The organism is Marinobacter sp. HL-58 (genome assembly GCF_001314605.1).
Classification (GTDB): Bacteria; Pseudomonadota; Gammaproteobacteria; order Pseudomonadales; family Oleiphilaceae; genus Marinobacter.
On sequence record NZ_LIHP01000005.1, the window covers coordinates 1 to 7780 of the forward strand.

A 7780-nucleotide genomic window follows, 5' to 3' on the forward strand; every position below is an offset into this window, starting at 1 on the left:
GAGCACGACATGGGCTTCGTGCGCTCCATCGCCCGCAAAGTCACCGTGCTGCACCAGGGCAGCGTACTGGCCGAAGGCACCATGGACCAGGTCTCCAACGACCCGGAAGTGATCAAGGTTTACCTGGGGGAGGAGGCGTAATGCTCAAAATCAACAAACTCAACCAGTACTACGGCGAAAGCCACACCCTCTGGGACCTGGACCTGGACGTACCCCAGGGCCAGTGCACCTGCGTAATGGGCCGCAACGGCGTGGGCAAAACCACCCTGGTGAAATGCATCATGGGCGAGGAAACCACCAGCAGCGGCAGCATCGAATTCGCCGGCGACGTGGAACTGACCAGAAAGAAAATCGAAGACCGCTCCCGCCTCGGCATCGGCTACGTGCCCCAGGGAAGGCAGATATTCCCCCTGCTCACCGTGGAAGAAAACCTCCGCACCGGCCTGGCCGTGCGAGCCGACGGCAGCAAGAAAATCCCCGAGCGGGTGTACGAACTCTTCCCGGTACTGAAGGAAATGAAGAACCGCCGCGGCGGCGACCTCTCCGGCGGCCAGCAACAGCAACTGGCCATTGGTCGGGCATTGGTAATCGAGCCCAGGCTGCTGATTCTGGATGAACCGGGGGAGGGGATTCAGCCGAACATTGTGGCGCAGATTGGGGAGGTTATTCGTCGGCTTATCGAAGAAGACGGGCTGACTGTGCTGCTGGTTGAGCAGAAGTTGCCGTTTGCTCGGAAGTATGCGGATCGGTTTGCGATTATGGATCGGGGGAGGAGGGTTGCTGAGGGGGGGATTGGGGAGTTGTCTGATGAGTTGATTGCGAGCCATCTTAGGGTCTAATCATATGGCAAGAAAATCGAGCTATATTTTCTTTCTGTCAGACTAGATTGTCGTTGCTACAGCGGAAAAAGAGCTTGCACAATGAAGTGATCGATGTCAGCTTTGCTCGCTAAAGGGAGTTGGCTAGTGGTAGAGATAAGAATGATTAGAGCGAACTTGTTAGGGGATCCCCGAGCCGAAAATGATGGCGCTATGTTGGAAGCCTCTTTCCTCGAAACGCCGGACTACCGCACTCTGATTGAGGCGCCAAATGATAGATGTGTCGTTGTGGGCCGACGAGGTACAGGTAAAAGTGCTCTAGTTTATATGCTAAAAAAGCACTATCGCAGTGCACCGAAAAAGAAAGTCGTATCGCTCTCTCCAGATGAAGATCAAATGATTGGTCTTCGTTCCTCCACAAAATATTTTGGCACAGAGTTTAAAAAGCTCAGGGCTGGTTCGCGAATAATTTGGAAGTATGCATTGCTAATGGAGGCGGTTAACGTAGCAATTGGCCACCATAAAGCCCAGAAAGATCAAAATTATGTTCATTTGAAGCAAAAAAATGCGGAATGGATGCGGAGCAGGAACGGTGTCGCTGAGAGAGTTCGGAAGACGCTAAAAGACAATGTGGAGCCTGATTCGTCTGAGGAAGAGGCGATAGCGGATCTCGCATCAGGCTTACATATTCGAGATGTTGAAGATGGGCTTGGGCGCCTTTTGGATCTAACGGGTGAAGAAGTTTTTATTCTAATCGATAAGTTAGATGAAGGGTATGAGCCAGACGATACTGGTGTTGCTATAATCGACGGCATTCTTCAGGCTGCGATTGATATAAATTCCCAAGTTGATAAGGTCCATGCGACAGTTTTCATACGAGACAATATACATAGAACTCTAATTTATAAAGATCCTGACTTTTCTCGAAACATTGAAGGACAAACCCTTCGACTACATTGGGATGAAGCAGCTTTATTTAACTTGGTTTCCGCTCGTATTAAGTCAGCAATGAATTACGAGCAAGAAAGCTCTGTTAAAATTTGGAATCGAGTAACAGCAAAAGACTTGTCGGGGCAGGCAGGTTTCCGATATGTATTAAGGTTGACTCTCTACCGACCGAGGGATCTTCTAATATTACTTAATGAAGCTTTTTATACGGCTAGGAAATCGGACCGCTCTCAGATAATTAACGAAGATATTGAGGCAACTGCAAAATATATTTCTAATAATCGTTTTGAGGACTTGAAAAAAGAATATGAAGCAATTGTTCCAGGAATAAGTTTATTTCTTTCCAGGTTTAAAAATGGAAGTCCTGAAACAATACTAACTGACTTGAAGCCTCTGATTCGAAAAGTTTTAACATCAGAGCATGGTGATGTAGCTATACAGCAACAACTCGCCTTTTTTGACAACGAAGTCGATGTGATAAAGTCACTGTATAGTATAGGGTTTCTTGGAATAAGTGACAGAGAAACCGGCCATTTTGTCTTTTGTCACGATGGCCGGCAACCTGATACCGAGTTTGAAGGCTCGACGAAAGTTCTTGTCCATCCATGCTATTGGATCGCTCTGAATCTAACGAAGAACTCTCTGGATCCTGAGGATGCTGAAGAAATATATGACGAATATGATATAGAGATCAGTTCTGATAACCCATCTCGCCGGTCGCAAAAAATAGGACAACTTGAAAGCCAGCTTAGGGATATTGATGAGGGAATGACAGGCTTAGCAGAGTTCTCTGAGTGGTGTTACAAGGCTTTATCTGTAATTTACGCTGGTGCGTTGTCCGGCTTTGAAAAAAGTGAAAATGGTTTAATTGAGAATGAGAGTGAAATCGTTGCTATCAATTTAAGAAAAACTGACGCTTGGAAAAAGTTGAGTAGGGACTTTGATACGCGAGACGTTGTATTTAGGATTGTGAATAAGCGCAGTGTAGATAAAGAGAGCTACGATCGGGTTAGAAGTAGGCTTGGTGATAGATATGGGAAGCTTGGCTTTATTGTGTGCCGAGACGACGATTCGGAGCTAAGAAAGGGACGAGATTTAGATTTTGTCAGAGAGATCTATAACTCTGACCATAAAGTTATAGTTAAAGTCACAGCTAAGTGGATAATCACAAATCTTCATAAGCTTAGAAATCCTCAAAAGCATAATGAACCAGATAGATTGTTAGGTAACATTGTGAAGAGATATTTGAATATGTATCTCTAATTTATAAGCGCTATCTGAGTGTATTCTTCTGTATCTCAATGCTCTTTTTAATTCCTTGATCAGTTAAAAAGACTAAATTGTCTTCATTGCTGTCTGGTTTTACTAACTTTTTTCTTTTTAAGTCAACTATGGCTGAATAAATTTCGGCAGTTGTATTTGTTTGTGGGGCTTCATGCTTGCAATAATTAGATATTTTTAATGGTTTTTCTGGGTTAAGACTCATCGTGAATAGGATTTGTTCTTCTAGTACGTCAAGGTTTTTAATGGCATTCTCGATTCTTTTATTATCTAAGTAATTCTGCGCAAATTTGGTAGCGCTGGGTAGATAGACGAATATTAATACGAAGCCAGATAGTAGAAATGAAATTATGGAAAATTGCTCTAAGTTATAAGGCCATTTTCCGAAGCTATTGTTTAAATAGTCTGCTGTCATAAAAACAATTATAGATGACCCAAAAATAGAGAACGCTATAATTTTGAGAGCTGGGATAAGGTTCTTGTCAAGCCCTTTAATTATATCTCCCCAATTCATGCGAGCTATACTCCTGCTTTAATTAGATGTTTCACAGTGGAGGTATTAGTATTCGTCGGACTGCAGTTTATACCTCAGAAGCTATTTTTCCCAGCTTCAGGCAGCCTGAAAGCAACGTAAGCGGTCCACGAACTACACCGGAATGGTTTGCGCTGATTCCAGGGCAGCAGCTGGTCGAGATCCTCGACCATTGTCGATGAGGGTAGCTTGGTGAGTACTTCCACCACATAATAAAAATCGACAGAGATTTTTTTTCGCGGCTTCTTTGAGGGTTCAAAGCTAATCTTAGTCATTACCGACACTCTCCACACTTCGATTAATATCGGTCGCCGGCCCACAGAGAACGGATTCTGTGGTTTAAAAGCAAGGAAGTACTTATGCCAAGATGGGCCAGGGCGATTGTGCCCGGTTTTCCCCATCATATTGTCCAGCGCGGCCGTAACCGAGAAAACCCGGACGGATTTATTTTCATTTTTATTTTCATTCTTTCCGCTAGGCGCGGATGCTGAAACCAGCAATGCCTATCAGGATTTAACGGTGCAAAAGATCTGTTCAGAAGAGGCTTTATCGGAATTGCTAGAGTCCAGCCCTGCGGTGCTTCTTCTGTATGGGGGCGCAAGCTGTGGCGTCTGTCAGGCCATCAAGCCCCGGCTGGAGAAACTTGCCAGCGAGGAATTTCCAAAGCTGATTACTGCTTACATCGATTGCCAGGAAGCCGCCGGCCCGTTATGTGCGGCTCGCGCTATCTTTTCTCTGCCGGTTGTTCAGCTGTGGTTTGATGGGCAGCGATTCGCGGAGTTCGCCAGGGTATTCTCCATCGGGGATGTTCGTTCGGCGCTGGAGCGGCCTTATGGGCTTTTGCCTTAAAGCCGGATCTATTTTCTATGAGAAATTGAAAACCGGGACAGATCCATTATTGCGGTTATTTGGGTAAGCTGCCGTGCTTTTCCGGAGTCATTCCCTTCTCCCACTCAGCTTCCCCTCCTGGCGCCGGCAAAAACCGCCCAAACTCGATCATCTGGGTGGCCGGAATGTCCTGCAGATAGATCCAGACATCTTCAGCTGTGATGTCCACGATTTGGGCGATTTCTTCAAGCATCTGGCTCATCAGAGCCTGTTTGATCTCGATGCTTCTGCCCTCCCGCACCAGGCCGTGCACATACACCTGTGGCGCGGTGTTCACGCGGCCACCCACAAAGTGGTCGCCCTCATTGGCCGCATAAAACAGAACCTGGGCAAAGAACCGGGGCGCGCCGGTTTGGGCGTTGTGGGCCGCTGTGATGGCCTCGGCTATCTGTGACTTCTGTTCCGCTGAGAGAGACAGATTCGCGACCGTGACGGTGTAAGTGGGCATGGGTAACTCCTGCTATGGTTGTACGTTCGCAGTGGATCTCGCCACTATGGGAGTGATGCGGGCTTGTTTCACTATAGCAACGCTTACCTGCCTGGCGCCGGCGATTTACGCTGCCGATCATGGTGGGGCGGTTGCAGGTGAGTGAAGAGGGTGTGGTTGGTGAGATTATTGAACTGCCGGTTAGATCCTGAAGCAATGAGCTATCCTGAGACTCTCGACCCTCAAGCATGCGAGCCAAACAATGATCGAAACGCCCCAGGAATTTCAGAGCGAAGGTACAACCTGTCGCGGAGTTCTTTACACGCGGGATGCCGGCAGTAAAGGTTTACCGTATGTCGTCATGGCCCATGGTTTTGGGCTGACTCATGCCAGTGGTCTGGCACCGTTTAAAGAAGCTTTCTGCAACGCCGGTTATGCGGTCTTTGCCTTTGACTACCGCCATTTTGGTGACAGTGATGGCCAGCCACGGCAGACGCTGAGCCCTCGGAAAGAAGTGGACGATTGGCTGGCGGCACTGAATTTTGCGCGGCAACTGGATCGTATCGATGGCAGCCGCATTTGCCTGAAGGAAACCGGGACAGATCTATTTTCAGCCCCGGTTTTCCCTAACATTGTCGGCTTTTGAAACCAGGTTGCTAAACGGGCGGTATTGAGTTGAATAGACCTGGCTTTCGGATCGGGTCTTTTTCTATGCGCTACACTTCCAGACAACAGTTGTCTTCTCAACTGTCAGAGTGGGAGAGTCACAATGCAGGACTACGAACTCTATTACTGGGCCTGCCCTTTCGCGGTAATTTTATTCAACTTTTTATGGAGGAGGTTCGGGCGGATTACCGCAAGCTGGATGCCAGCGAGGTCTACCCTGATAAAACCTGAACATCCGGTACCGTCTGAAAACAACAGAAATGGACCTGGAGTCCTCTATGAAACCCGCCCAACGCCGCGACAGTTCTCTTTCCAGCCCTGATTTTGCGCGCCTGCAGGGTGTCTGGCGTTCCCAGGGTTACGGCACTGTGTTGCTGATCGAGGAAGATTGGTACACCCTTTTTGAAGAAACCAGTATCAGCTGCCTGAAGATTCATGCGGGCAGTATTGAAGAACTTGGCCACTATTACGAAGATTTGGCGGTCTCCCCTGGCGGCCAGGCGTTCAGTGCCCATCGGGTAACAGGCGTAGCACGCATCAGCTTCCGTCGTCTGAAAGGATTGCCTGCCACCGTCACTGAAAGTCACAGGCACAGGGCAAAGGATCCGCAATACAACTTTGACGTTTTCTGGCGAACCTTTCACGAGCAATACGCCCTGTTTGAACTCAAGGGTGTGGCCTGGGACCGGGCGCATCATGACTATCTTCCCCAGATTAACGGGAACACATCCCAGGAAACGCTCTTTGCCATCATGGTTGCGATGCTACGGCCCCTGAAGGATGGCCATATTCGTCTGCATTCACCCTGGGGTCATTACAGCGCAGGTGCCCAGCCGGCGCTCTTCAGGCGGCTGACACAGGAACTTGAAGACGCCAATGATGACCGGGGGCTCACCAGCTACCTGGGCGAACTCAAAGAGTCGGCGCGTGACGTGATCCATGAGGATTATCTCGCAAGCGCCGTCAGCCATGGCGGCAACCGGCTGGTGGAGTGGGGGCGCCTTAATGACCTCATCGGTTACCTGAACATCCGGGCCATGGCCGGGCAAAGCGGCAAGTCAGGCAAACCGGCTGCGGATCTCAGTGCGGTCGATAGTGTGATGAAGAGGGTGCTGGCAGATGTTGGCGAGCTCCCCAATCTGGTGATCGATCTTCGCAATAATGGTGGGGGGTACGATGGTGTCGCACTGCGCTTTGCAGCGTACCTGATGGATCGCAAACGGCTGGCTTTCACCAAGTCAGCCCGTCATGGCAATGGATTCACCGGAAAGCAGTCTGTCTATGTCACGCCTGTCGATGAGACTTACCAGGGCAACCTGTTTGTGCTGACCAGCGAGCTAACGGCCAGTGCCGCAGAGATCTTCGTGCTCTCATTGCTGCAGCATCCCCGTCTCACTCTTATTGGCGAGCCTACCCAGGGCATCCTTTCCGACACGCTCGAGCGACATCTGCCAAATGGCTGGCACCTGACGTTGTCCAATGAAATCTACCGGGCCTACGATGGTGAGATATACGAAGATGTCGGCATCCCGCCACACATCCGTCTCAAGTACCTTGGCCGAAAAGGGCGCGAGGAAGGCAAAGACCCGATGCTCGAGCGGGTAATTAAGCTGGTCGGCGGTTGATGGTCGAAGTATTAATCGCGGGGTTGGCGTTATCAGCCCATTTCGAAAAACATCTATCAACTAAGGGCTATCAAACAGACATGACGAGAAAGACATTAGGTTTAACCCAGAAACCCATTAAAGACGCCAAACCAGTGGCTGAGGAAGCCAAAGCTATGGTTGGGGTTGAGGGTGAGAGTGAGGCTGATCCACAAAAACGTTTTTTAAACGGTGTGGCTATCAATCCAACGCCGGTGATTCGTTTGGAGTCAGGTTCGGAAAAACTCACGGTGCGTGCGATGGATTTGATCACGCCGATTGGAATGGGGCAGCGAGGTTTGATCGTTGCACCGCCGGGGTCTGGAAAATCGACGATTTTAAAGGATATTTGCCAGGCGGTGGGGAAGGCGTATCCCGAGATTAAACTTTACGCGTTATTGATAGATGAGCGACCCGAAGAGGTCACTGATTTCAGGCGTAGCGTCCCGGCTGAGGTACACGCTTCTTCTTCCGATGAAAGCTATGCTCATCACGTTCGCGTTGCCGATGAGCTTCTTGATATCGCCCGCCAACAAGCTGGCGAGGGTCACAACGTGATGATTGTGATTGATTCTCT

At 49.2% G+C, this 7780-nt stretch carries 7 protein-coding genes and 2 pseudogenes; 7 read left to right on the forward strand and 2 right to left on the reverse strand.

Annotated features, from left to right (window positions below; genetic code table 11):
* The 3 genes and pseudogenes from HLUCCO03_RS06080 to HLUCCO03_RS06090 all read left to right on the forward strand — a co-directional run.
* Window positions 1-141 (forward strand): annotated as a pseudogene (locus HLUCCO03_RS06080) (ABC transporter ATP-binding protein); the annotation flags it as partial.
* Window positions 141-839: an urea ABC transporter ATP-binding subunit UrtE gene (gene urtE / locus HLUCCO03_RS06085; protein ID WP_027832985.1), complete on the forward strand. Its 699-nt coding sequence runs from the start codon at window positions 141-143 to the stop codon at window positions 837-839. The pseudogene HLUCCO03_RS06080 and the gene urtE, both read left to right, overlap by 1 nt.
* Window positions 840-980: 141 nt before the next feature.
* Window positions 981-3029, forward strand: coding sequence for an ATP-binding protein (locus HLUCCO03_RS06090; protein ID WP_155939986.1), 2049 nt, complete (start codon window positions 981-983; stop codon window positions 3027-3029).
* Window positions 3030-3039: 10 nt separating this feature from the next.
* On the opposite strand, the gene HLUCCO03_RS06095 is transcribed toward HLUCCO03_RS06090, so the two are convergent.
* Window positions 3040-3561: a hypothetical protein gene (locus tag HLUCCO03_RS06095; protein WP_027832983.1), complete on the reverse strand. Its 522-nt coding sequence runs from the start codon at window positions 3559-3561 to the stop codon at window positions 3040-3042.
* Between the two features lie 423 nt (window positions 3562-3984).
* On the opposite strand from HLUCCO03_RS06095, the gene HLUCCO03_RS06100 reads away from it, so the two are divergent.
* The gene (locus HLUCCO03_RS06100) at window positions 3985-4428 is read left to right on the forward strand and encodes a co-chaperone YbbN (protein WP_292016634.1); all 444 of its coding nucleotides are present in this window, start codon (window positions 3985-3987) and stop codon (window positions 4426-4428) included.
* A gap of 55 nt (window positions 4429-4483) precedes the next feature.
* Here the strand turns inward: HLUCCO03_RS06100 and HLUCCO03_RS06105 are convergent, their stop codons facing one another.
* On the reverse strand, window positions 4484-4915 hold the full coding sequence (locus HLUCCO03_RS06105) for a tautomerase family protein (protein ID WP_027832981.1): 432 nt from the start codon (window positions 4913-4915) through the stop codon (window positions 4484-4486).
* A 241-nt stretch (window positions 4916-5156) separates the two neighbouring features.
* Between HLUCCO03_RS06105 and HLUCCO03_RS06110 the strand changes: the two genes are divergently transcribed.
* From HLUCCO03_RS06110 to HLUCCO03_RS06120, 3 genes and pseudogenes are all read left to right on the forward strand, one after another.
* Complete coding sequence (locus HLUCCO03_RS06110) at window positions 5157-5540, forward strand: alpha/beta hydrolase (protein WP_027832980.1); 384 nt, start codon at window positions 5157-5159, stop codon at window positions 5538-5540.
* 298 nt (window positions 5541-5838) lie between these two features.
* Window positions 5839-7185: a S41 family peptidase gene (locus HLUCCO03_RS06115; RefSeq protein ID WP_027832979.1), complete on the forward strand. Its 1347-nt coding sequence runs from the start codon at window positions 5839-5841 to the stop codon at window positions 7183-7185.
* Window positions 7185-7780, forward strand: a pseudogene (locus HLUCCO03_RS06120) (transcription termination factor Rho); the annotation flags it as partial. The gene HLUCCO03_RS06115 and the pseudogene HLUCCO03_RS06120, both read left to right, overlap by 1 nt.

Excerpts from the sequence above, each read along its gene's own strand:
- HLUCCO03_RS06090 (WP_155939986.1), top strand. The coding sequence starts at position 981 with ATGATTAGAGCGAACTTGTTAGGGGATCCCCGAGCCGAAAATGATGGC.
- HLUCCO03_RS06115 (WP_027832979.1), top strand. The coding sequence starts at position 5,839 with ATGAAACCCGCCCAACGCCGCGACAGTTCTCTTTCCAGCCCTGATTTT.
- HLUCCO03_RS06105 (WP_027832981.1), bottom strand. The coding sequence starts at position 4,915 with ATGCCCACTTACACCGTCACGGTCGCGAATCTGTCTCTCTCAGCGGAA.
- urtE (WP_027832985.1), top strand. The coding sequence starts at position 141 with ATGCTCAAAATCAACAAACTCAACCAGTACTACGGCGAAAGCCACACC.
- HLUCCO03_RS06095 (WP_027832983.1), bottom strand. The coding sequence starts at position 3,561 with ATGAATTGGGGAGATATAATTAAAGGGCTTGACAAGAACCTTATCCCA.
- HLUCCO03_RS06110 (WP_027832980.1), top strand. The coding sequence starts at position 5,157 with ATGATCGAAACGCCCCAGGAATTTCAGAGCGAAGGTACAACCTGTCGC.